General features: G+C 69.1%; 30 protein-coding genes. 15 read left to right on the forward strand and 15 right to left on the reverse strand.

The window, feature by feature from the left end; translation table 11 throughout:
- Positions 1–32: 32 nt before the first annotated feature.
- The 3 genes from IEY88_RS09590 to IEY88_RS09600 all read right to left on the reverse strand — a co-directional run bounded on the left by IEY88_RS09590 (position 33) and on the right by IEY88_RS09600 (position 2,200).
- Complete coding sequence (locus tag IEY88_RS09590) at positions 33–833, reverse strand: SAM-dependent methyltransferase (protein ID WP_229693211.1); 801 nt, start codon at positions 831–833, stop codon at positions 33–35.
- Positions 834–990: 157 nt separating this feature from the next.
- Positions 991–1,698, reverse strand: coding sequence for a S1 family peptidase (locus tag IEY88_RS09595; RefSeq protein ID WP_189154249.1), 708 nt, complete (start codon positions 1,696–1,698; stop codon positions 991–993).
- Positions 1,699–1,780: 82 nt separating this feature from the next.
- The gene (locus IEY88_RS09600) at positions 1,781–2,200 is read right to left on the reverse strand and encodes a hypothetical protein (protein ID WP_229693212.1); all 420 of its coding nucleotides are present in this window, start codon (positions 2,198–2,200) and stop codon (positions 1,781–1,783) included.
- Positions 2,201–2,450: 250 nt separating this feature from the next.
- Between IEY88_RS09600 and IEY88_RS09605 the strand changes: the two genes are divergently transcribed.
- Positions 2,451–3,386 (forward strand): diacylglycerol/lipid kinase family protein, encoded by a 936-nt coding sequence (locus IEY88_RS09605; RefSeq protein ID WP_189154251.1) that lies wholly within the window; start codon positions 2,451–2,453, stop codon positions 3,384–3,386.
- A gap of 246 nt (positions 3,387–3,632) precedes the next feature.
- On the forward strand, positions 3,633–3,887 hold the full coding sequence (locus tag IEY88_RS09610; RefSeq protein WP_015104912.1) for a WhiB family transcriptional regulator: 255 nt from the start codon (positions 3,633–3,635) through the stop codon (positions 3,885–3,887).
- Between the two features lie 163 nt (positions 3,888–4,050).
- On the opposite strand, the gene IEY88_RS09615 is transcribed toward IEY88_RS09610, so the two are convergent.
- Positions 4,051–5,529: a sensor histidine kinase gene (locus IEY88_RS09615; protein WP_189154547.1), complete on the reverse strand. Its 1,479-nt coding sequence runs from the start codon at positions 5,527–5,529 to the stop codon at positions 4,051–4,053.
- A gap of 54 nt (positions 5,530–5,583) precedes the next feature.
- On the opposite strand from IEY88_RS09615, the gene IEY88_RS45440 reads away from it, so the two are divergent.
- On the forward strand, positions 5,584–5,658 hold the full coding sequence (locus IEY88_RS45440) for a 50S ribosomal protein bL37 (protein WP_369809028.1): 75 nt from the start codon (positions 5,584–5,586) through the stop codon (positions 5,656–5,658).
- Between the two features lie 63 nt (positions 5,659–5,721).
- Here IEY88_RS45440 and rsrA read toward each other — a convergent pair whose 3' ends face one another.
- Complete coding sequence (gene rsrA / locus IEY88_RS09620) at positions 5,722–5,982, reverse strand: mycothiol system anti-sigma-R factor (protein WP_189154252.1); 261 nt, start codon at positions 5,980–5,982, stop codon at positions 5,722–5,724.
- A complete protein-coding gene (locus tag IEY88_RS09625; RefSeq protein WP_229693213.1) occupies positions 5,979–6,644 on the reverse strand; it encodes a sigma-70 family RNA polymerase sigma factor in 666 nt (221 codons plus the stop codon). The genes rsrA and IEY88_RS09625 overlap by 4 nt, the downstream gene beginning before the upstream one ends.
- 50 nt (positions 6,645–6,694) lie before the next feature.
- Here IEY88_RS09625 and ybaK point away from each other — a divergent pair, with 50 nt between their 5' ends.
- Positions 6,695–7,171 carry a Cys-tRNA(Pro) deacylase gene (ybaK, locus tag IEY88_RS09630; RefSeq protein ID WP_189154253.1) on the forward strand — a complete coding sequence of 159 codons (477 nt, stop codon included), beginning with the start codon at positions 6,695–6,697 and terminating at the stop codon, positions 7,169–7,171.
- Positions 7,172–7,197: 26 nt separating this feature from the next.
- On the opposite strand, the gene IEY88_RS09635 is transcribed toward ybaK, so the two are convergent.
- From IEY88_RS09635 to IEY88_RS09645, 3 genes are read right to left on the reverse strand one after another with little or no spacing between them, the layout of a single operon-like run.
- A complete protein-coding gene (locus tag IEY88_RS09635) occupies positions 7,198–7,740 on the reverse strand; it encodes a DinB family protein (RefSeq protein ID WP_189154254.1) in 543 nt (180 codons plus the stop codon).
- A 9-nt stretch (positions 7,741–7,749) separates the two neighbouring features.
- Positions 7,750–8,361, reverse strand: coding sequence for an alpha/beta hydrolase family protein (locus IEY88_RS09640; RefSeq protein WP_189154255.1), 612 nt, complete (start codon positions 8,359–8,361; stop codon positions 7,750–7,752).
- The gene (locus IEY88_RS09645; RefSeq protein ID WP_189154256.1) at positions 8,358–9,047 is read right to left on the reverse strand and encodes an SOS response-associated peptidase; all 690 of its coding nucleotides are present in this window, start codon (positions 9,045–9,047) and stop codon (positions 8,358–8,360) included. Before IEY88_RS09645 ends, IEY88_RS09640 begins: the two co-directional genes overlap by 4 nt.
- An 85-nt stretch (positions 9,048–9,132) precedes the next feature.
- On the opposite strand from IEY88_RS09645, the gene aroA reads away from it, so the two are divergent.
- Genes aroA through IEY88_RS09680 form a run of 7 tightly spaced genes read left to right on the forward strand, consistent with a single transcriptional unit; the run spans position 9,133 to position 14,194 of the window.
- The gene (gene aroA / locus IEY88_RS09650; RefSeq protein WP_189154257.1) at positions 9,133–10,401 is read left to right on the forward strand and encodes a 3-phosphoshikimate 1-carboxyvinyltransferase; all 1,269 of its coding nucleotides are present in this window, start codon (positions 9,133–9,135) and stop codon (positions 10,399–10,401) included.
- Positions 10,402–10,403: 2 nt separating this feature from the next.
- Positions 10,404–11,402, forward strand: coding sequence for a ribosome small subunit-dependent GTPase A (gene rsgA, locus IEY88_RS09655; protein WP_189154258.1), 999 nt, complete (start codon positions 10,404–10,406; stop codon positions 11,400–11,402).
- A gap of 28 nt (positions 11,403–11,430) precedes the next feature.
- A complete protein-coding gene (locus IEY88_RS09660) occupies positions 11,431–11,946 on the forward strand; it encodes a DUF3558 family protein (protein WP_189154259.1) in 516 nt (171 codons plus the stop codon).
- 14 nt (positions 11,947–11,960) lie between these two features.
- Complete coding sequence (locus IEY88_RS09665; protein WP_189154260.1) at positions 11,961–12,449, forward strand: hypothetical protein; 489 nt, start codon at positions 11,961–11,963, stop codon at positions 12,447–12,449.
- Complete coding sequence (locus IEY88_RS09670) at positions 12,446–12,916, forward strand: hypothetical protein (RefSeq protein ID WP_189154261.1); 471 nt, start codon at positions 12,446–12,448, stop codon at positions 12,914–12,916. Before IEY88_RS09665 ends, IEY88_RS09670 begins: the two co-directional genes overlap by 4 nt.
- Positions 12,913–13,443: a hypothetical protein gene (locus tag IEY88_RS09675; RefSeq protein ID WP_189154262.1), complete on the forward strand. Its 531-nt coding sequence runs from the start codon at positions 12,913–12,915 to the stop codon at positions 13,441–13,443. Before IEY88_RS09670 ends, IEY88_RS09675 begins: the two co-directional genes overlap by 4 nt.
- A 22-nt stretch (positions 13,444–13,465) precedes the next feature.
- A complete protein-coding gene (locus tag IEY88_RS09680; RefSeq protein WP_189154263.1) occupies positions 13,466–14,194 on the forward strand; it encodes an NAD-dependent epimerase/dehydratase family protein in 729 nt (242 codons plus the stop codon).
- Here IEY88_RS09680 and pruA read toward each other — a convergent pair.
- Positions 14,188–15,819 (reverse strand): L-glutamate gamma-semialdehyde dehydrogenase, encoded by a 1,632-nt coding sequence (pruA, locus tag IEY88_RS09685; protein ID WP_189154264.1) that lies wholly within the window; start codon positions 15,817–15,819, stop codon positions 14,188–14,190. The genes IEY88_RS09680 and pruA overlap by 7 nt on opposite strands.
- A 36-nt stretch (positions 15,820–15,855) precedes the next feature.
- On the opposite strand from pruA, the gene IEY88_RS09690 reads away from it, so the two are divergent.
- Both IEY88_RS09690 and IEY88_RS09695 read left to right on the forward strand, forming a co-directional pair.
- Complete coding sequence (locus IEY88_RS09690) at positions 15,856–16,242, forward strand: VOC family protein (RefSeq protein ID WP_189154265.1); 387 nt, start codon at positions 15,856–15,858, stop codon at positions 16,240–16,242.
- Positions 16,242–17,069, forward strand: coding sequence for a GNAT family N-acetyltransferase (locus IEY88_RS09695; RefSeq protein WP_189154266.1), 828 nt, complete (start codon positions 16,242–16,244; stop codon positions 17,067–17,069). Before IEY88_RS09690 ends, IEY88_RS09695 begins: the two co-directional genes overlap by 1 nt.
- Here the strand turns inward: IEY88_RS09695 and IEY88_RS09700 are convergent.
- The 3 genes from IEY88_RS09700 to IEY88_RS09710 are packed head-to-tail and all read right to left on the reverse strand — an operon-like array spanning position 17,066 to position 19,621.
- Positions 17,066–17,557, reverse strand: a complete 492-nt coding sequence (locus IEY88_RS09700) for a DUF6912 family protein (RefSeq protein ID WP_189154267.1) — start codon at positions 17,555–17,557, stop codon at positions 17,066–17,068. The two genes, IEY88_RS09695 and IEY88_RS09700, sit on opposite strands and share 4 nt — an antisense overlap.
- Entirely contained in the window at positions 17,554–18,945 is a 1,392-nt protein-coding gene (locus IEY88_RS09705) for a WS/DGAT/MGAT family O-acyltransferase (protein WP_189154268.1), read from the reverse strand. The genes IEY88_RS09700 and IEY88_RS09705 overlap by 4 nt, the downstream gene beginning before the upstream one ends.
- A 10-nt stretch (positions 18,946–18,955) precedes the next feature.
- Positions 18,956–19,621, reverse strand: coding sequence for a phosphotransferase (locus IEY88_RS09710; protein WP_189154269.1), 666 nt, complete (start codon positions 19,619–19,621; stop codon positions 18,956–18,958).
- Between the two features lie 105 nt (positions 19,622–19,726).
- Between IEY88_RS09710 and IEY88_RS09715 the strand changes: the two genes are divergently transcribed.
- A complete protein-coding gene (locus IEY88_RS09715; RefSeq protein WP_189154270.1) occupies positions 19,727–20,473 on the forward strand; it encodes a TrmH family RNA methyltransferase in 747 nt (248 codons plus the stop codon).
- A gap of 26 nt (positions 20,474–20,499) precedes the next feature.
- Here the strand turns inward: IEY88_RS09715 and IEY88_RS09720 are convergent, their stop codons facing one another.
- Complete coding sequence (locus IEY88_RS09720; protein ID WP_189154271.1) at positions 20,500–20,799, reverse strand: hypothetical protein; 300 nt, start codon at positions 20,797–20,799, stop codon at positions 20,500–20,502.
- A gap of 84 nt (positions 20,800–20,883) precedes the next feature.
- Complete coding sequence (locus IEY88_RS09725; RefSeq protein WP_189154272.1) at positions 20,884–21,294, reverse strand: HAD-IA family hydrolase; 411 nt, start codon at positions 21,292–21,294, stop codon at positions 20,884–20,886.
- Positions 21,295–21,362: 68 nt separating this feature from the next.
- Here IEY88_RS09725 and IEY88_RS45445 point away from each other — a divergent pair, with 68 nt between their 5' ends.
- Positions 21,363–21,773, forward strand: a complete 411-nt coding sequence (locus IEY88_RS45445; protein ID WP_373294053.1) for an Rv3235 family protein — start codon at positions 21,363–21,365, stop codon at positions 21,771–21,773.
- Positions 21,774–21,864: the final 91 nt, after the last annotated feature.

Here is a 21,864-nt window from a genome sequence, read left to right on the forward strand (position 1 = left end):
CTGTGTGCTTCAGGCCCGGCCTTCGCCGTGCCTCAGACCATCCCCACGGCACCGTACGTCGACGCGTCGGCGATGGCGGAGGTACCGGGCACCTCGCCGTCGGCTCTCCAGTGGGCCGCGAGCACCAGTCCGGGCTCCATCAGCTTCAGGCCGCAGACGAACTCCTCCACGTCCTGCTTGGAACGCGGCACGAGCTCGAACCCCATGTCGTCGCCGAGGTCGACCAGCTGGCCGACGAACTCCGGCTCCACGTCCTTCGTGAGATGCGTCAACGCGAGGATGCTGCCCTCGGACAACGCGGCCCGATAGCGCGCGACGACGCCCGCGGGCTCGTCGGTGACATACGGCAGGACACCGACCATCAGCACGGCCGTCGGCTTGGTGAAGTCGATGAGACGACGCGTCTCCGGGTGCCGCAGCACGGCACCGACGTCGCAGATGTCGGACAGCACGATCGCGGCACTGAGGTTGTCGCGCAACATCGTGCGGGCATGGGCCACGGCCACCGCGTCGTTGTCGACGTAGACGACGTTGCACGACGGGTCGAGCGACTGGGCGACCTCGTGGACGTTGCCGGCGGTCGGGATGCCGCTGCCCAGGTCGAGGAACTGGCGGATGCCGTACTCCTCGACGCACAGGCGCACCACGCGCCGGGAGAAGGACCTGATCGTGCGCGCGATCTCGGCGACGGGGAACTTGCTGATGCTTTCCTCGGCCAACGCGCGGTCGACCGCGAAGTTGTGCGCTCCACCGAGGTAGTAGTCGAACAGCCGAGCCCCGTTCGGGCGCTCGGAATCGCCGGTCGTCGTCACCCGCTTCGGGCCGTCCTGCACTGCGCACCTCACCCTGCTCCCGAGCGGCGCGAACGCTGGGGGCACGGTAACCGGCTACTCCGTTCGTGTCCATCCACCATTAGTGAACACGCAGGGTGATGGCCCCCGGCCGGAGCCGAGGGCCATCGCAGGGTTACCGCTGGTCAATCAGGGTCGGTCAGACTCCCGTGTACTGGGTGATCCAGTTGCGGTAGGGACCGTGGTTGACGCTGGTGTAGTTGGAACGCGTGGAGCGGTCCGACGTCGAGGCGACGCCGACCTGGCGGCCGTTGGCGAACATCGGGCCACCGGAGTCACCGCCGGCCGCGATGCCGTCGACCCTGGACACCGAGATGGCGACGCCACCGCGGTAGTCACGGCCGTTGGTGCTCGTGACGCGCGTGTTCGCGACCTTCAGGTAGCGCGACTGGCAGTTGATCTCCGGCTGGTTGGTGCACGTGGCACCCCAGCCGTAGAGCTGCACGGTCTGGCCGGTCGAGACACTCGCGACGAGCGGGGCGAACGGGCCGGACATCGCCGGCGACACCCTGGCCAGCGCCAGGTCCGCCGACGGGTGCTTGATGATCTGGCTGGCGGTCACCATCTGGCCACCGGAGGACTGGTCCAGGCTGCCCGCGCGGAACGTGTACGTGGCGCTGCTCGCCACGCAGTGCTCAGCCGTGAGGATCCAGTTGGGCGCGATCTTCGTGGCGGAGCAGTTCTCGCGTCCGTTGGCGAACAGACGAGCCGCATACGGGAAGTTCTGGGCGTAGCTGCCTCCGATGATCATCGGCGACATGTCCGGGTTCTCCGGAGCGGCCGTGGCAGCGGGGGCGAGGGAGAGAGCCGCCAGGACGGCGCCCGCGATCGCAATGGTCAAACGCATGGTTGGTCACCTTCTGAGTGCAGGGAGTGGTTAAGCAACCACGCACAGCTTCACCCGGCCGTGTGACTGTGACCACCCTCCTTTAGTCGGCTTTGTCGACTTCCGATTCGTCGACGTAGCCCATCGCCCACTTGCGGCCGTCGTTCGTGAACAGGAACACGAGCACCACGACGCAGTAGATGCCACCGAGCGAGCCGATCAACGGTTGCTCCGACGCCCCGTACGCGTACCAGGCGCAGCCGAGCAGCAGCAGCTGCGTGACGATCACGGGCGTGCGGGCGCCGTGGTGACCGCGGAACAACATGACCGTCGCGACGAGCACGGCACCGAACCAGAGCACGAGCACGCCGGCCGCACCGAGGATGGGGCCGGCGGGGGTCGAGCCCCCGATCACCCGGATGACGAGGGCGACGGCCAGCGCGATCCCGCCCAGACCCTGCACGAAGGTGAGCGCCGAGGCGATGCGCACCGGGCGCGGGGGCGCCTGGGTCTGAGTGCTCACGGGAGACCTTTCCTCACGTTCTGTACTGGTCACGGATCGTATGCCACCCGGTTGGAGGGCTCTCCGAGCACGTCCGGCGCGGGAAGATCAAGGGGCCTTCAGCGAGCCGGCGGTCGTCCGGGGTGCACTCGTCTGTGGGGAGACGCGATGCTGACGGAAGGGAGATTTGCGCCACTTTCGTGAGGCTGGAGCCACCCTGAGGGAGGACATGCGCGCGGCTGATAGTCACGCATTGTCTTACTCTCAAGTAGTGCGCGCTCTTCTCGTGGTGAACCCGCAGGCGACTACAACGACGCCGGCGGGTCGTGACGTGTTGGCGCACGCACTGGCCAGCGACGTGAAGCTGGAGGTCATCGAGACCTCCTACCGCGGCCATGCGGCGGACGCCGCGCACCAGGCGGCGGCGGACGGGTTCGACCTGGTCATCGCCCACGGCGGCGACGGCACGGTCAACGAGGTGGTCAACGGCGTCCTGCGCGGCGGCCCCACCTCCACCACGCCGATGCTGGGCGTCGTACCGGGCGGGTCGGCCAACGTCTTCGCGGGCGCGCTCGGCATCCCGCGCGACCCCGTCGAGGCCACGCACGTCCTGCTGCAGGCCATCGAGCACGGCACCACGCGCCGGATCGGGCTCGGCCGGGTCTTCGCGGACGTCATCGAAGACGGCCGCTGGTTCACCTTCAACGCGGGCATGGGCCTCGACGCCGATGTCGTCGCCGGCGTGGAACACAAGCGCGCCAAGGGCCGCAACGCGAGTCCCGCCCTTTATCTGTCGGTCGCCCTCAAGGCTTACGCGCAACTCGTGCGCAAGCCGCAGCACTTCGTCGTCGAGGTGCCGGACGAGCCGCCGTTCGACGACGTCGGCATGGTGTTCGTGTCGAACACGGACCCGTGGACGTACTTCGGCGACCGGGCGATCCAGCTCAACCCCAGCACGTCGTTCGACGGCGGCCTCGGTCTGAGTGCTTTGCGGACTTTGCGGGTACCCACCGTCGGGCGCTACATCGCCCAGGTCCTGGCCACGGGCAATCCGAAGAGCGGAAATCTCGTTCGGCGTGATGACGTGGGTTATGTCAGAGTGAAGTGCGAGGAGCCCGCGAATCTCCAGGTCGACGGAGATTTCCTCGGAACGACCACCGCGGTGGAGTTCCGGGCGGTCCCGGACGCGTTGACTGTTGCTGTGTAAGGAACTTGACAGTCCGTGATCGGTTCGTGACCGTCTCGGTACCCACCCGCGATGTACTGCAGTCGAGTGACAGCAGAGCGTGAAACCCCAGGTGAACGCTGTCGATCTTTTGGGTGAGTTCACTCACCGGATCAGTGCTTACCCCTTGACATCTCTGCCGTTCGTGAAAGCATTCACAAGCACCCCAAAAACGACCGCTGACAACCGGCGTGCCCTTGTGCGCGCCTAGGCTGAGGAGTAGTTCCAATGGACTGGCGCCACCGCGCGATCTGCCGCGACGAGGACCCCGAGCTGTTCTTCCCCGTTGGGAACAGTGGTCCCGCGCTGCTTCAGATCGCCGAGGCGAAGACCGTCTGCCGCCGTTGCCCCGTCGTCTCCGACTGCCTCGCGTGGGCACTCGAGAGCGGCCAGGACGCCGGTGTCTGGGGCGGGATGAGCGAAGACGAGCGTCGCGCCCTCAAGCGCCGCAACGCCCGCACGCGCGCCCGCAGCAACGCCTGAGCAGGCTGTTCGCCGCAAAAGAGCTGACTGTGCTTGTTTGATCAGACATAGGAAGAAGCCCGACACCGTGCCAGGTGTCGGGCTTCTTCTCTTTGTTTGCACACCCTCCCGCATGACCACGTGAGACCGCTGAGGCTGATCGTCACGTGTGCACGGCGTTAGTTTAGCGCCGCCCTCTGAGCGGCACGCGCAGGACCGCCTCAGTACCGCCTCGGGGCCGTCGCCGCAAGCTCAAAGAGCCTCTCAATTCGGAATCGACGAGGGTCCGAACGATCTGCAGACCCAGACGATCCGTGCGTTCCAGGGAGAAACCCTGCGGAAGGCCCTTGCCGTCGTCGGTGATCGTCACGTCGAGCCACTTCGCGGACCGCTCGGAACGCACGACGACCTCCCCGCGCTGGCCAGGGGCGTACGCGTGCTCGAAGGCGTTCTGCACGAGCTCGGTCAGCACCATGACGAGCGGGGTGGCGATCTCGGCCGGCACGACGCCGAACCCGCCCTCGCGGCGCACGCTCACCTGCGTCTCGGTGACGGCCACGTCGCCCATCATCGGGATGACCTTGTCGATCACGTCGTCGAGGTCGACCCTCTCGTCGACGCTCATCGACAACGTCTCGTGAACCAGTGCGATGGAGGTCACACGGCGCACGGACTCGGCGAGCGCCTCCTTCGCCTCCGGGTTGCTCAGCCTGCGGCTTTGCAGCCTGAGCAGCGCCGCGACGGTCTGCAGGTTGTTCTTCACCCGGTGGTGGATCTCGCGGATCGTGGCGTCCTTCGACATCAACGCACGGTCACGACGACGGACCTCGGTCACGTCGCGGCACAGCACGATGGCGCCCGCGGCCTGCCCGCGTGGCCGAAGGGGCAAAGAACGGATCAACACCGCCGCACCGCGCCGCGACTCGGCCTCGATGCGCATCGAGGGCTGGCCGTCCAGCGCCTGCCTGATGCGCTGAGCGACCTCCGTGGCGTCGAACGGGTCGCTGATCAGGCTGCGGGTGAGCGGGGCGAGGTGCACGCCGACCAGGTCCGAGGCGTGCCCCATGCGGTGGTAGGCCGACAGCGCGTTCGGCGAGGCGAACACCACCGCGCCGGACGGGTCGAGCCTGATCAGACCGTCCCCGACGCGCGGACTGGTGTGCACGTCCGGTGAGGGTTCGGGCGCGGGGAACGTGCCGTCCGCGATCATCTGGCACAGGTCGGCCGCGCTGCCCAGGTACGAGATCTCCAACGGCGACGGCACGCGCGGCACCGCCAGGTTGGTGCTGCGGCTCAGCACCGCGATGACCTGCGTGCCCAGCCGCACCGGGATGGTCTCGCGCCGCACCGGCACGCCCAGGTGCCAGCGCGGGTCCTCCTCGCGGCAGATCCGCGACTCGTCCATGGCCCGGCGCAGCTGCGGGTGCTCGTCGGTGTGCACCTCGCTGCCGACGACGTCCTCGGGGTGGGCCGTCGGCGCCGTCGTGGGCCGGGCCTGGGCGACGCAGAGGAACATGTCGTCCTCCTGCGGCACCCACATGACGAAGTCCGCGAACGACAGGTCGGAGAGGAGTTGCCACTCCGCGACGACCAGCTGCAGGTGGTCGACGGCGGCGCCGGAGAGCTTGGTGTGCTCGGCCAGCAGGTCCGTGAGCGTGCTCAGAACTCCTCCATGAGAAACTGGTCGACGAAGCAGTTCTGATCCTAGGAGACTCCCATGTCGAAGCGTGCTCGCAAGCGCCGCGACCGCAAAAAGGGCGGCGCCAACCGAGGCAAGCGCCCCAACGCCTGAGTGCTGCGAAAGGCCCTGGTCACCACCACGGTGACCAGGGCCTTTTGTCTTGCGGAGGACTTCTCAGTCCTCGGTGCGGATCTCCACGATCGTCGCCCGGATGCGCGCCTTCAGGTCGGCGGGTGCGTAGTCCCCGCCACACTTGCGGGCGAGCAGCGCCTTGAGGTGCTCCTCCAGCCCGAACTGCTCCAGGCACGGATGGCACTCGTCGAGGTGCGTCTGCAGTGCCGCGCGCCTGCCCTGGTCGCATTCCTGGTCGAGGAACAGCCAGACCTCGGACAGCACCTCGGAGCAGTCGGTGTCATGGGGTTCGCCGCAGTTCATGACGCGTCTCCGTTGTTGCCTCGGAGGAAACCGCGCTCGCGGGCGACGTCCGCCAGCATGTCGCGGAGCTGGCGACGGCCCCGGTGCAACCGGGACATCACCGTGCCGATCGGGGTGCCCATGATGTCTGCGATCTCCTTGTACGCGAAGCCTTCGACATCGGCGAGGTAGACCGCGATCCGGAACTCCTCCGGCAACCGCTGCAATGCGTCCTTGACGTCGCTGTCGGGCAGGTTGTCGAGTGCCTCGACCTCGGCGCTGCGCAGCCCGGACGAGGTGTGGCTCTCCGCCTTGGCCAGCTGCCAGTCCGTGATCTCGTCGGTCGGCTGCTGGATCGGCTGGCGCTGCTTCTTGCGGTAGCCGTTGATGTAGGTGTTCGTCAGGATCCGGTACAGCCACGCCTTGAGGTTCGTGCCCTCCGAAAAGGACGCGAACGCCGAGTAGGCCTTGAGGAACGTCTCCTGCACCAGGTCCTCGGCGTCGGCCGGGTTGCGCGTCATGCGCAGGGCCGCCGAGTACAGCTGGTCGAGCATGGGCATCGCGTCGCGCTCGAAACGCGAAGCGCGCTCCGCCGTCGTCTCTGTCGTGCCGGTGGCGGGCACCGCGCTCCCTTCCCACTGGATCTGGGTCGGGACTGACTCTACGCGTGACCGCTCGAGCATGTTCGTTGCCACGTTCTGGGTAACAACGGGGGTGCTGGTACTAATTCCGCATGGCCGGACGTGGGACCCCCGCCACAGCGCTGCTGGACAAGCAGCGGGTGGCGCACACCTTGCACTCGTACGAGCACGATCCCCGCCACGAGTCCTACGGGCTGGAGGCGGCGGAGGCGCTCGGGCTGGTGCCGGGACGCGTGTTCAAGACGCTCGTCGCCGAGGTGGACGGCAAGCTCGCGGTCGGCGTCGTGCCGGTGACCGTGCAGCTCGACCTGAAAGGTCTCGCGGCGGCGCTGAAGGGCAAGAAGGCGAAGATGGCCGTCGTCGCCGACGCCGAGCGCGCCACTGGGTACGTCGCCGGGGGCATTTCCCCTCTGGGGCAGAAGAAGCGCCTTCCGGTCGTGGTCGACGAGTCGGCACTGCAGTTCGAGACGGTGTTCTGCAGCGCGGGCAGGCGCGGCCTCGAAGTCGAGATCACGCCTGCCGAACTGGTGCGGCTCACCGGTGCCGTGGTGGCGTCGATCAGCGCCTAGCTGACGGGGGCGCAGCAGAGCGGTTGTCACTCGCCCGTCTGGCCGTCGATCGCCTCGCGGATGAGGTCGGCGTGACCGTTGTGACGGGCGTACTCCTCGATCATGTGAGTGAGGATCCACCGCAGACTGGGGACGCGCCCGTCACGCCACGGCGCTCGCTTCGCCGGTTGGCTCAGGTCGCCGCGCCGGAGCGCCTCGATGAGGTCCTTCCTGGCGCCGTCGACAGCGCGCCGCCACAACTCGCGCAGCTGCTCCGGGGTGTCGTCGGCAGCCGAGCGCCAGTCCCAGTCGTTGTCGGCCTTCCAGTCGACGCTCGCCCACGGTTCCAGCGGCTCACGGTCGTGCAGGACAACGCGGAACCACTGCTCCTCCACGTAGGCAAGATGCTTGAGCATCCCGCCCAGGGTCATCGTGGACTTCGCGGCGGTTGCGTTGAGCTGCTCCGCGGTGAGGCCCTCGATCTTCCACATGAGAGTGGCGCGGTGGAACTCGAGGAAGCCCTTGAGGGTGGCGAGTTCGTCACCGCCCATCGGTGGTTCTGGCCTGCCTTGCTCATCGAAGACCGTCATACCCGAACGCTAGTCCAGCGGGCGCAGCACGCGGTCCATCCACTCTCCGACGTAGCGGCCGACGTCGCCGACGGACGCCTTCAGCGAGTGGTCGCCCTTGAGCAGCACGACCTCGCGGTGCAGGCCGCGGACGGGCTGGCCGAACGGGTCGTTCTCGCCCTGCACGACCAGCGTGGCGACCTCGACCCCGTCGAGCTCGGCCATCCGCGACTTCTCCGGCTTGCCCGGCGGGTGCACCGGGAACGCCAGGCACAGCACCGCGACGGCCTGGCCCTCGACCGACGTCCGGCAGGCCACCCGCGCGCCCGACGACCGGCCCCCGAACACCAGGGGCAGGCCGTCGAACCAGCGTTCGCCCAGGTCCTCGACCACCGCCAGCCAGGCCGTGTCGAGCTGGTTCGCCGGCGCCGGGGCACGCCGGCCCGCGACGCGGTAGGGCTGTTCGACCAACGCCACGTGCACGCCGACGGAGTTCGCGGCGTGGCACGCGGCGACGAGGTCCGGGGCCTCGACGCCGCCGCCGGCGCCGTGGCCCAGGAGCAGTGCGGCACGCGGTTCGTGGGCACAGTGCAGTGAGGCCCGTGCGGGGCCGTGCGGCGTGTCCACCACCAGCGTGGTCACGACAGCTCTGCGCGTTCGAGCAGGGAGGCGTTGTTGTTCTTCACGCTGTTCACATCGGTCGACACCGGGCGCAGCTCGAGCGCCTCCACGATCGACATGTCCGGGCTCAGCAACTCACTCGGGTCGAGCGACGTCGGGTCGAGCCACGCCGACCAGCGGTCCTGGGGCAGCAGCAACGGCATGCGGTTGTGCACCTCGGTCAACGCGCCCATGGATTCCGTGGTGAGCACTGCGCACGTGACGGTCGGAACGTCGTCCTTCCACCACACGGACCAGATGCCCGCCATCGCCAGGGACGTGTCCTCCCCGAGCGTCATGAAGTACGGCTGCTTGCGGCCCTCGGCCGGCTGCCACTCGTACCAGCCGGCGGCGGGGATGATGCAGCGCCGCTTGATCGCCGACTGCTTGTAGGCGGGCTTGCTCATGATGGTCTCGGCCCGCGCATTGATCATCTTCGCCGCGCCGGAGAGGTCCTTGGCCCAGTGCGGGACCAGGCCCCAGCGCATGACGCGGATGCTGCGCTCCAGCTCCTCGTCCTCCGGCTTGCGCTCGACCACGGCCATGACGTGCTTGGTGGGAGCGATGTTGTAGTCCGCCCCCGGTGCCTCGTCGCCGGTCCCGTCCACCGCGTCGAACTCGGCCGCCAGCAGCGCCGGGTCCTTGGTGGAGGCGTACCTACCACACAAATCCGATCACCTCCGAAGTCTCGATAATCCCACGTCCCGCACACCAGTGCGAACTGTCCGGGGACTGATGCGGGATCATCTGTGCATGACTCAGCACTGGTCAGCCCCCAGCGCGTCCGGCCCAGTCCACTCGACGGTGCCGGTGCCCGGCTCGAAGTCGATCACGAACCGCGTTCTGGTGCTCGCGGCGCTGGCCGATGGACCCTCCACGGTCCACGCCCCGCTGCGCAGCCGCGACACGGTGCTGATGACCGCCGCGCTCTCGTCGCTCGGCGTCGGCGTCACCGACCGCGAGGACGGCGGCTGGGACGTCCTGCCCGGTCTGCTGCGCGGCCCTGCCGACGTCGACTGCGGTCTCGCGGGCACGGTCATGCGCTTCCTGCCGCCCGCCGCCGCGCTGGCCGAGGGCGAGATCCGGTTCGACGGCGACCCGCAGGCGCGGACGCGGCCGATGAGCACCGTGCTGGGTGCGCTGCGGTCGCTGGGCGTCGAGGTCGACGGGGACGCGCTGCCGTTCACGTTGCACGGCACGGGGTCGGTGCCCGGTGGTGAGGTGACGATCGACGCGTCGGGCTCGTCGCAGTTCGTGTCCGGGCTGCTGCTGTCCGCCGCGCGGTTCGACAAGGGCGTGACGATCCGGCACGACGGCAAGCCCGTGCCCTCGTTGCCGCACATCGACATGACGGTCCAGACGCTGCGGTCCGTCGGCGTCGAGGTGGACACGGGCGTGCCGGACGTCTGGCGCGTCGAGCCCGGTGTGATCAAGGCCCGCACGTGGCACGTGGAGCCGGACCTGTCGAACGCGACGGTGTTCCTCGCGGCGGCCGCGGTGACCGGTGGCGAGGTGACGATCCCGCACTGGCCCTCCACCACGACGCAGCCCGGTGACGCGGTGCGCGGCCTCCTGGAGCGCATGGGTTGTGAGGTCGAGGTGTCGGAGCGCGGCCTGACCGTGCGCGGCCCGGCGAAGCTGTCCGGTGTGGACGTCGACCTGCGGGACGAGAGCGAGCTCACGCCGACGGTCGCGGCACTCGCGGCACTGGCCGAGGGCCGCACGACCATCCGCGGTGTCGCGCACATCCGCGGCCACGAGACCGACCGGATCGCGGCACTGGTCAACGAGATCAACGCGATCGGCGGCACCGCGACCGAGACCGAGGACGGCCTGGTCATCGACCCCGCTCCCCTGCGCGGCGGGCTGTGGAAGGCCTACGCCGACCACCGGATGGCCACGGCGGGCGCGATCATCGGGCTGGTGGTGCCGGGCATGTCCGTCGACGACATCGGGTCGACGACCAAGACGATCCCCGACTTCCCAGGCATGTGGGACGCCATGCTCACCGGGGGCGCGTAGAAGTGAGCAAGCAGGACTGGCACCGGCTCGACGAGTCCGACGTGCGCGTGCGCCCCGGCAAGGGCACGAGGCCGCGCAGCAAGAGACGCCCGGAACACGCCGACGCCGAGACGGCGATGGTCATCGGCGTCGACCGCGGCCGCTGGACGTGCGCGATGGAGTCCGGTGCCGTCGTCACCGCGATGCGTGCGCGCGAACTGGGCCGCACGCCCGTCGTGGTCGGCGACCAGGTCGGCATCGTCGGCGACACCTCCGGCCAGCCGGACACGCTGGCCCGCATCGTGCGCGTCGAGGAGCGGACCTCGGTGCTGCGCCGGACCGCGGACGACACCGACCCGTTCGAACGGGTCGTGGTCGCCAACGCCTCGCAGCTCATCATGGTCGTGGCGCTGGCAGACCCCCCGCCGCGCACCGGTTTCATCGACCGGTGCCTCGTCGCCGCGTACGCGGGCGGCCTGGAACCGGTGCTGTGCCTGACGAAGTCGGACCTGGCCTCGGCGGACTCGCTGCTCGCGCTCTACACCGAGCTCGCCGTGCCGGTGGTCGTGACGAGGTCCGACGAGGAGCCCGCCGAACTGCGCGCAAGGCTCGCGGACACGGTCTCGTGCCTCATCGGCCACTCCGGCGTCGGCAAGTCCACTTTGGTCAACAAGCTCGTACCGGACGCGAACCGCGCGGTGGGCGTGGTGTCGGGCGTCGGCAAGGGCCGGCACACCTCCACCCAGGCCGTCGCGCTGCGGCTGCCCGAGGGCGGCTGGGTCGTGGACACGCCGGGCATCCGCTCGTTCGGCCTCGCGCACATCACGCCGGACGACATCGTGAAGGCCTTCCCGGACTTCGCCGAGGCCGCCGAGGAGTGCCCGCCCGGCTGCGGCCACCTGGGCTCGCCGGAGGACCCCGGCTGCATGCTCGACGAACTCGTGCCGGACGCACCGGGGCGGTTGACGTCGTTGCGGCGGTTGCTCGCGTCCCGAGCCGGCTTGGACGACTACACGGATTGAGGTTGCGCAGGTGAGTCACACTTCCCGCGTGAACAGACTTCTGGGGGTCGCCGTGCTGTGCGCTGCGCTCACCTCGTGCACGGCGGAGATCCCCGGACCGCCGCCGAAGCCGGTGCCGACGACGTCACCGCGCATCGACAAGCCGCGGAACGTCTCGGCGTTCGACCCGTGCAAGGCGCTACCGACCGATGGCAGCCAGTGGTTCCTCAAACCGCCGACCGTTCCACCGGCGATCGAGAACCCCGGCGTCTGCGGCTACACCTTCGGCACCCTGAAGGTGCACGTCAGCATCGACGAGTTCGAGTACGACGAAGTCAAGAAGAGCAACCCGAACGGCCACCAGGGCGAGATCGACGGTCACACGACGTGGTTCGCGTGCGACACGGACGCGTCCACTCTGGACTGCGGCGTGTGGGCGGCGGTCGGCTACGCGCGAACGCTCACCATCACCACGCAGGACCCCAGAGCTGACGAGTCCTGGCTGCTGCGGATGCGGACCATGCTGGTGACGCACGTGCTCGACCGCCTGCCGAAATCATCATGAGTCACACTCTCCGCATGAACACACGCCTGGGGGCTGTGGCGCTGCTGATTGTGCTGACCGCGTGCTCGACGCCCGCACCGCCACCCGCACCCGCCACCCCGACACTGCGCGACCTCGCCACGGTCGACGCCTGCACGCTGCTCGTCGAGTCGGACTTCGCGAAGCCCTTCACGAAGGCACCCGAACCGCTCAACGAGCCGTTGAGCTGCCGTTGGTCGATCGAGGGCCAGCGGATCTGGATGAGCGTCGAGAACGAGTCGCTCGACCAGGCGAAGGTCCGCGTGGTCGAGGGCTCCGAGCTCACGGTCAAGGGGCACAAGGCGTGGTGGGGCGTGCAGCCCAACAGCTCCGCCGACGACCCGAGCAACATCGGTGTCACCGTGACCGAGCTGTCGGCGGACCGCGTGCTCGTGGTCACCGCCGAGAAGACCCCGCGCAACTACGACGTCGGGTCCCTCTCCCGCACCCGGTCCGAGACCGTGGTGCAAAGGTTGTTCACATGATGCGACTGCTTCCGGTGTTGCTCCTCGCCCTGACGGCCTGCGCGGCGTGCACGACGTCCGCGCCGAAGTTCGTGGACGCGGATCCGTGCTCGCTGCTGCGGTCCGGTGACGTGGGCGAGTTGAAAGGCACCCCGGCCAGGTCGGGCCAGGCGTGCGACTTCACGTTCGACTCGCTGACGGCGGAGTTGACGTTGCGGGAGGCGGCGTTCGCGGACGAGTCGCAGAAGCTGCTGGCCGACGGCGGCTACGGCGGTGCGATCGCCGGCGGTGAGGGCGAGAGCAACAACCGGCCGCTGACGACCAGGTGCACGGACTCCTCCGGCGTCGTGACGTGCGACGCCGTCCTGGAGGTGCGGGACCGGCAGCTCGTCGGAATCCAGGTGGTCCAGCGCAGCACCGATCGCAACGTGGTCGGACAGGTCATGCAGACCCTCGCGGCGAAGGCCTTCGAGAGGCTGCCGAAGTGAAGCGTTCGCTGCCATTGCTGCTTCTGCTGGCGGGCTGCTCCGCCGCCCCTGTCGCGGCACCGCCGAGCACGACCACGACGACCACGACTGAGACGACGGTCGTCACCACGTCCCCGCGCATCGACACGCCGCGCAGACTGCCGGCCGACCCGTGCCAGTTGCTGGTCGCGGCGGACTTCGACACCCCGCTGGCGGGCACACCGGCTCCGGATCCCGCCATTCCGCGGTCCTGCGTCTACCAGGAGGGCAACACCGGCACCGACTCGGACATGTTCGTGGTGGTGGCGTTCTTGGGCGCCTTCGAGAAGCCGGCGAACGCGTCGGGCGAGATGCTCATCAAGGGGCACTCGACGGCGATCTCGTTCGCCGTCCGGCCCGGCGTGATGCAGTCCATCTACACCGTCGCCGTCAACGCGACCGAGTCCTACATGGTCATCGTCGACCTGCCGAAGGCCAACTCGGCGCAGGTCTCGCAGATCGCACTGGGCAAGGCGCAGCAGGCCTTCGGGCGGCTTGTCACATCCTGACGCGCTGTCTCGTCCCCAGGTCATGAAGGTATTCGTGATCGGTGCGACGGGTGTTCTCGGACGAGAGGCGGTCCCCCAGCTGCGGGCGGCCGGGCACGAGGTCGGGGTGCTGGACCGGCACACGACCTCGTTGTTCGACGTGGATCAGCTCACGGCCGCGTTCACGGGCTACGACGCCGTGCTGAACCTCGCCACCCGCATCCCGTTGAGCGCCAAGGCCGTGCTGGCCAGCGCGTGGGCGGAGAACAACCGCCTGCGCACCGAGGGCAGCGCCGCCGTGGCCGAGGCCGCGACCAGGGCCGGGGTCGGGCGGGTCGTGCAGGAGGGCATCTCGTTCGTCTACGCCGACGGCGGTGACCGGGAGCTGGACGAGAGCGCGCCGCTGCGGCCCGTCGGGCACATCGCGAGCTCGGTCGCGGCGCAGCAGAACGTCCTGAAGCACCCCGGCGGCGTGTTCCTGCGCATCGGGATGCTGATCGGGGGTGACGCCCAGTCGCCGCCGGTGCTCGTGGGCGACGGCTGGATGTCGGTCGTGCACCCCGCCGACGCCGCCGCGGCAGTGATCGCCGTGCTCGACGCGCCGCCAGGGATCTACAACGTCGGCACGCCGGTGCTCAAGCGGGACACGGGAATCACGCGCCTGCCGAACTTCATGGGCAGGCTCGCCGCGTCGTTCGAGGTCTTCGGGCGTTCGCAGCGGGTGGTGAGCACGAAGCTCACCGAGACCACCGGCTGGAAGCCGCGTCACTGACCCATGTGCGGATACCGGTGATCCGTCGGCGGCACCAGCGTCTCCTTGATGGCGCGCGGGCTCGTCCACCGTTGCAGGTTGTAGATCGAGCCCGCCTTGTCGTTGGTGCCGGAACCGCGAGACCCGCCGAACGGCTGCTGCCCGACGACGGCACCGGTCGGCTTGTCGTTGACGTAGAAGTTGCCCGCCGCGAACCGCAGGGCGCGATGTGCCTGCTCGACGGCCGCCCGGTCGCGGGCGAACACGGCACCGGTCAGCGCGTACGGGGTGGAGGTGTCGATGGTCTCCATGATCTTCGGGTAGTCCGCGTCCTCGTAGACGTGCACGGCGAGGATCGGGCCGAAGTACTCGGTCGTGAAGATGTCGTGGCGCGGGTCGGTGCCCAGCAGCACCGTCGGGTCGACGAAGTAGCCCACCGAGTCGTCGCACGAACCGCCGGCGAGCACCTCGACCGAAGTGGACGCCGACGCCATCAACAGCGCTTCCTTGTGCTTGGCGAACGCGCGGTGGTCGATGACCGCGCCGCCGAACACCGACAGGTCCGTGACATCGCCGTAGGACAACGACTTCGTGACGTCGAGCAGGTGGTCGCGCACGCCGCCCTCCCACAACGACCGCGGGACGTACGACCGCGACGCCGCCGAGCACTTCTGGCCCTGGTACTCGAAAGCACCGCGAACGAGGCCCGTGACGAGCGCATGCGGGTCAGCGGAAGCGTGTGCCAGCACGAAGTCCTTGCCGCCGGTCTCGCCGACGACGCGCGGGTACGCGCGGTAGTGGTCGAGGTTGGCGGCCATGGTCTGCCACAGCGCCTTGAACGTGCGGGTGGAGCCGGTGAAGTGCAGGCCGGCGAAGAACCTGTCCCGCAACGCGACCTGGCCCAGCGCCTGGCCGTCACCGGTCACGAGGTTGATCACGCCCGGCGGCAGACCGGCCTCCTCCAACAACCGCATGGTGAAGTGCGCGGCCAGCTGCTGCGTCGGCGACGGCTTCCACAGCACCGTGTTGCCCATCAGCGCGGGCGCCAGCGGCAGGTTGCCCGCGATGGCCGTGAAGTTGAACGGCGTGATCGCCACGACGAACCCGTCGAGCGGCCGGTGGTCCATCCGGTTCCACACGCCCGGCGACGAGATCGGCTGCTCCTCGAGGATCCGGCGGCCGAAGTGGACGTTGTAGCGCAGGAAGTCGATCAGCTCGCACGCCGCGTCGATCTCGGCCTGCTGCACGGACTTCGACTGGCCGAGGATCGTGGCGGCGTTGAGGGTGTCTCGCCACGGCCCGGCGAGCAGGTCGGCGGCCCGCAGCAGCACGGCGGCGCGTTCGTCGAACGGCAGCTCCTGCCAGCCCGGTGCGGCGTGCTGGGCGGCGCGCATGGCGTCCGCGACGTCGGAGTTCGTGGCCTGCGCCGTCACACCGAGGACGTGCCTGTGGTCGTGGGGCTGGACGACGTCGATGCGATCGCCACCGCCCATGCGCTGCTCACCGCTGATGGTCATCGTCAGCTCGTGCGACGTGCCTTCGAGCTCGGCGATGCGTGCCTGCAGGCTGGCCCGTTCGGCGCTACCGGGTGCGTAGGTCCGCACGGGCTCGTTGACCGGTTCGGGTGCAGACGTGACTGCGTCCATTCCCCCATCGTGGCACGCGGTAGTAGGGTCCGTCGGGTGGCGCGGGTGACTGGCATCGGCGGGGTTTTCCTGCGTTCCCGGGATCCTGTGCGCCTGGCCGCCTGGTACCGCGACAACCTGGGCGTGCCGATGAGCGAGAAGGGCACCGTCACCTTCCACTGGCTCGACACGGCGACGAACGAGTTCCCCGGCACGACGACCATGGCGTTGTTCGCGCAGGACACGGAGTACATCGGCGAACCCCACCAGCGCACCATGCTGAACCTGCGCGTGGACGACCTGGTGTCGTTGATGGCCAAGCTGAAAGCGCGCGGTGTCGAGGTGCTGCCCGACACGGAGGACTCGGAGTTCGGCCTGTTCGGATGGTGTGTCGACCCCGAGGGCAACAGGATCGAGCTGTGGGAGCCCGCGGAGGGAATGTGATGCTGGAAGAAGCCGTGCGCGCGTTGCGCGAATGGCAGCACGACGACGAGCCGTTCCAACTCCACCCGGGAGATGTGGGCTGGTACTGGCGTTTCGGGGCCGAGGCGACGGCCGCGGCGGTCCGGACCTGGCGGACGGACGGGCGGATCGTCGCCGTGGGACTGCTCGACGGCGAGGACCTGCTGCGGTTCACGATCGCGCCGGACGCCCGTGGCGACGACGCCCTGGCGTTGCGGCTGGCCGACGACATCTGCGATCCCGAACGCGGTGTTCTTCCCGCCGGGACCGTCTACGTGGAATCCCCTCGGGGCACGCGGTTCCAGGAGTTGATGTTCGAACGCGGCTGGCAGTCGGACGTGCCGTGGACGCCGTTGCGCCGTGATCTCGCTGCGCCCGTGCCGGATTCGGGCGTGCGGGTCGAGGTGATCGGGCCTGATCGGGCCGACGTGCATGCGGGCGTGATCAGGGCGTCGTTCGAGAAGTCGACGTTCACCGGGGAACGCTGGCACGCGATGGCGTCCGGCTCACCACATGCCGACGCCCGTTGCCTGGTCGCGTTCGACGACGGGGAAGCCGCCGCGGCGATCACGGTGTGGTCGGCCGGTACCGGCAGGCCCGGGTTGGTCGAACCGATGGGCGTGCACCGCGACCACCGGGGCAAGGGTCTCGGCAAGGCGATCACGCTCGCCGGCGCGGCGGCGTTGCGCGAGCTCGGCTCGTCGAGCGCGCTCGTCTGCACGCCGAGCTCGAACGCCGGTGCGGTCGCCACCTATCGGGCAGCGGGGTTCGCCGCGCTGCCCGAGGTGCACGACCAGCGCCGGGGCTAGAGGAGCTCCAGCACGAACGGCAACTCCTGCGCCGCGTACCAGGCCAGTTCGTGGTCCTCGGCGCTGCCCAACGCGAACTCCGCGTCCGGGTCGCCGAGGTCCGCCGCGTCGATGACGTCCGCGGCCGCGCGCACGTCCTGCTCGGCCTCGGCCGTGTCGAGGTGCACGGCGGCGACGTCCTTGATGCTGAACGAGCCCCCGACCTTCACCACCGAGAAGTCGAGGTCCGGGCGCAGCGTCACGTCGTCCATGTCCACCGCGAGCACCGCCCGCCGCGGCTCCGCCTTCTCGTCGGCCGCCAGCAGCCGCAGGGAGGCGCGGGCGGCGTCGAGCATCGCCGCGTACTCCAGCTCTTCCGTGTCGCCCGCCGCGTAGGACTCGCGCAGCGCCGGCGTCAGCGCGAACGCCGTGCCGGTCACCGGGGCCAGTTCGCCGCTGTCGACGAACGCCCGCAGCATCGGCACCGTGGCCGGGATGTAGACCCTCATGCGCTCGCCGTCCCCATCAGTTCCTCCACCGACTCCTCGACCATGGTCGCGAGAACGTCCACATCGGACATGGCGTCGCGGTCGCCGTTCAAACCGAAGTACACACCACCGTCGTACGACGTCACCCCGATGGCCAGCGCCTGGTTCTTGGCGAGCGGCACGACCGGGAAAATCTCGGTCATTCTCGCGCCCGCCGCGTACAGCGGCACCTGCGGGCCGGGAACGTTGGTGACGATCACGTTGAACAGCCGGCGGCTGAACGAGCTCGCGGCCCGTGCGCCCAGCGCGTGCAGCGTCGGCGGGGCGAAGCCGGAGACCTTCACCAGCGCGTCGGCGGCGACGGACTGGCCGGACTCCTGGTGCGCGCGCATCGCGTGGCTCACGTGGTGCAGGCGGACGACCGGGTTCGGCTCGCCGACCGGGAGGTCGACCAGGTAGGCGCTGACGTTGTTGCCCGAGTCCGGGTCGGCTTCCCTGACCGAGAGGGGCGCCATCGCGCGGATCGTGGTGCTGCCGGTGACGTTCTCGCCGCGGCTGAGCAGCCAGTTGCGCAGGGCCCCGCTCAGCGCTGCCAGCACCACGTCGTTGACCGTGCCGCCGTGCTGCTTGCGGATGGCCCGCAGGTCGTCGAGCTGGGCACGCGCCACGGCGAACCGGCGTTGCGGCGAGGTGATGCGGACGTTCAGCGGGCTACCGGGCGCGGGCGTCGCGGCCGTGCGGACGGCGCTCGCGAGCACGCCGAACGCGTTGAAGACCTTCTCGACCGTGTTGACGGTGTCGAGGGCGGCGCTGCGAACGTTCTCCACGAGCTCACCGGGGCTGTGCACGATGTCGGTGACCGCGTCGGCCACGAGCTGCAGCGAGCTGGGCTCCGGCTGCGGCATCCAGAGGTTCTCGACGTTCGTCCGCGGCGTCGGCGAGACGTCCAGCATGACCTGGCCGATCTCCAGCGACGCGATGCCGTCGATCATGGCCTGGTGGGTCTTGGTGATGACCGCGGTCTGGTTCTGCTCGAGGCCCTCGACCAGGTAGATCTCCCACAGCGGGCGGGAGTGGTCGAGCGGGCGCGACATCAGGCGCGCGATGAGGTCGTGCAGCTGCGTCTCGTTGCCCGGCTTGGGGAGCGCTGACCTGCGCACGTGGTAGGTGACGTCGAAGTCCGGGTCGTCGACCCACACGGGCCGTGCGATGCGTCCGGGGACGTGCACGACCTTCTGCCGGTAGCGCGGCACGAGGCTGAGGCGTTGCTCGATGAGGTCGACGAGCTTGTCGTAGTCGAAGCCGGCCTTGGGCCGTCGGAACACCGCCACGCCGCCGACGTGCATCGGCGTCGTGGAGCCCTCCAGGTACAGGAACGAGGCGTCCAGCGCTGACAGTCGGTCCGGCATGCGGCCCAGCCTAGTGGGGTTCGCGGTCCATCAGCTTCTGAAGTGCGGCGCGTTCGCGCGGATCACGGTCGTGCCTGGCGAGACGGATGCGCGCGGCCTCCGGGATCGCGTTCTTCGCCTCGGGGTCGACGTTGGCCATGAACGAGCGGAGGAACCGCCAGCGCGTGAGCTTCATGACCGGCGCGAGGTGCGCGACGGCGAGCGAGACCCAGCTGAGCGCGACGTCCAGCCTGCGGTCGCCCTTGCCCGCGCTCGCCCAGTCGAGGACCACGGGCCCTTCCGGGCCGAGCACGACGTTGCCGGGGTGCAGGTCGAGGTGCAGCAGGTCGCCCTCACCGGACAGGAAGCCGGGCGCCGGGATGAGGTCGAGGCGGTGGTGCAGGTCCGCGAGCTCCTCGCCGAGGCTGCCCGCGAGCCACGGCTTGCGGCCGATCTCCTCGGACATCCGCGGGCCGGGCACGTACTGCATGACGAGCTCGTCCTCGGTGGCCTCGAACACGCGCGGCACGGGGATGCCGTGGCCACTCAGGTACAACATCATCTCGGCCTCGCACCGCAGGTCACGGCCGGTGCGCGTGCGTTTGACGAGCAGGCCGTCGGACCGGATGAAAACATCCGAGTCCTGCCCGCTCGCGAGATGTTGACGTTGCGCGACGCTGCGCATACCTGCCGTCATGTGACGATCATCATCGATATGATCCGAAACACAAGGGCCGAACGGCTCTAGTGCAGCTCTTCACCCGTTTGAGCCCCGTGTGCCTCCCTCTGGCACTCTCTTCCGGTGGAGATCTCGCCCAAGGACCGCTTCGTCACCGTCTACGGCCGCAAGCCTGTGCTGGAAGCACTGGACGACCCGGCGCTCACGGTCGACAAGGTGGTGCTCGCCGACACGGCCCGAGGCGCGGCCGCGCACGAGATCATCGACGCGGCCCGTTCGCGTGGCGTGGCCGTGCAGCGTGCGACCGCGCAACGCGTGAAGGTGCTGGCGGGCAACGGAAAGCAGGACCAGGGCGTGCTCGCCGACGTGGTCGCGCCCCGCATGAAGCCGCTCGCGCTGGCACTGGAAGAGGGCGGGCTGAAGTCCGTGCTGGTGCTCGACGGCATCACGACGCCCGCGAACGTCGGCATGATCCTGCGCACCGCGACCGCCGCGGGCATCGACGGCATCGTCGTCCCCCGCCGGGGCGTCGCCTCGATCGACCCGCTCGTGGTGAAGGCCTCCGCCGGAGTGGCTTTCCGCGCGCCCGTGCTGCGCTGCGGCACCTCGGCGGAGGCCTCGGCCTTGTTGCGCGCGTCCGGCTATTCGCTGTTCGCGCTCGATTCCCACGCCACCGACACGATTTATTCCGCCACTTTCCCGTCGCGCGTGGCATTCGTGCTGGGCAGCGAAACTTCCGGAATCACCGACGACGTGCGTCCGCACATCACGTCACGGCTGTCGATTCCGATGGCAGCAGGCGTGGAATCTCTCAACGTGGCATCAGCGGCAGCCGTGCTCTGCTTCGAACTGGTGCGCCGGGCCCAGTGATCAGATCCAGCGATCAGATCCGGTGATCAGATCCAGTCGACGTGGTACCCGTTGACCCGCGGGTACCCGAGCAGCGACGCGCACTCCGCCACCGACGCCTCACCCCTGACCCGGCCGATCGTCCCGTAGGAGTCCCAGACCCCGAGCCCGTTGGTGCAGTGCGCGACGGCCCGGAACCGCCCTGGCCGCCCCTCGTCGCAGAAGACCTCGACGGTCCGTCCGTCCCGCAGGTATTCGTCGAAACAACCGCGTTCCTGCGCCTGCGCGGGTGATGCAATTGCCGTGGCTGCAATGGCGACCGCAACACAAGCGACAATTCTTCGCATATTCTCCCCTATGCAATCGGCTACTGACCAAAACGACGCTAGTACTTGGCCGAAAAAGGGGCAATGACGCTCGGGGGTGAACCGTCAATCGCGGAGCGCGATCGCTAGCAGGATCTCCAACTCCTCGAGGGTGGACCGCGTCGACCGATGGTGGACACCGACCATCCCGGCCTCGGCAGCACCCCGGACGTTGACCGCGAGATCATCGACGAACACGCACTCCGCCGGCTCGACCCCCAGCTTGGTGGCCGTCAGCAGGTAGATGTCGACGTCCGGCTTGGCGAGCCCGACCTCCCCGGAGACGACCGCGACGTCCAGCAGCGAGGTGAGTGTTGTCGGCGGCTGCCACCACCCGTCCGCATTGGACAGCAGCGCCGTCTTGAGACCGTGCTGCTTCGCCTTGCGCAGCGCGGTGAGCAACGGCGGCTCGGCGGGGTTGTCCTCGCCAGGATCGGTGAGCACACCGCCGTAGTCGAGCACCAGGGCTTTCAGCATGGTGGGACCGTAACCCCACTTTCGGGTGTTCGATGTCCTGATCCGCCCGCTGGCGCGCCTGTTCGAGCATGCCCCCAGTTGTTCGCCGCCTGCCCGCCTACGAGCCACCCGTCGGTTCTTCGGGTTTCGTGATTCCGCGTCCCCGGCCCCGGCCTGTGTGGGTTCCGGTGCCGGAGCCTCCCTCGCCTGCGCTGGATGCCGCTCGGTTGATCGGGGTGGTGTTGGAGGTGCTGGACGGGCGGCGGGCCGTTCGGTTGTTGCGGGAGGTTGCCGTGCCTGGGGTGGCTGCTCGGTTGTCCGGGATGGTTCGGGCTTCGAGCACTCGGATGGTTCGGGCGCCCCGGGTTTGTCATCCGGCTCGGTTCGTGGCGGAGATATCGGTGACTGTTCGGCGGTCTGGGCGGGTTTTCGCTGTGGCTGCTCGGGCTGAGCATCGGGGTGGGAGGTGGTGGTTCACGTCGTTCACGGTGTTGCGGTGAGGTGCGGTGCGGGTTGCGTTGGTTTGTGCCGGTTCCAGCGGGGTGGTCGCCTGCCGCTGTCGGGTCGCCTTGCGTGGGTGGTTGCGCAGGT

The sequence above is a fragment of the Lentzea pudingi genome, assembly GCF_014646255.1.
Lineage (GTDB): Bacteria > Actinomycetota > Actinomycetes > Mycobacteriales > Pseudonocardiaceae > Lentzea > Lentzea pudingi.